The organism is Psychrobacter sp. 16-MNA-CIBAN-0192 (assembly GCF_040309565.1).
Taxonomy (GTDB): Bacteria; Pseudomonadota; Gammaproteobacteria; order Pseudomonadales; family Moraxellaceae; genus Psychrobacter.
Window position 1 is genome coordinate 1 of record NZ_JBEOOX010000185.1, and the last position, 278, is coordinate 278.

Sequence of the window (278 nt, forward strand, 5' to 3'; positions counted from 1 at the left end):
GTGTTGATCATGCAAAACTGATCAAGTTCTACCACGGTATCAAGGTACGTTTTTGATGACTTATGACGGATGTAGCGCAATATAGCGCTTGAATCCGTTAACGATAACTCTCCATCGTGTAAAAAAGGAACCCGTTTTGTAGGGGATAGCGTTGCGCTGCTAGCCTGATCTGTTTCAATAAATTGATAATCTAATGTTGATTCCAATAAGGCTATTCGGCAATGCCGAACAAAGGGAGACGTAAAGCTACCGTAAAGTTTCATGGGATACCCTTATGG

At 41.7% G+C, this 278-nt stretch carries 1 protein-coding gene; it reads right to left on the reverse strand.

The genetic code is table 11. From position 1 onward, the window contains the following. A partial coding sequence (locus AAEY78_RS12850) for a glutathione S-transferase family protein (RefSeq protein WP_352339711.1) occupies positions 1–263 on the reverse strand: 263 nt, incomplete at its 3' end. Between the last annotated feature and the right edge of the window lie 15 nt (positions 264–278).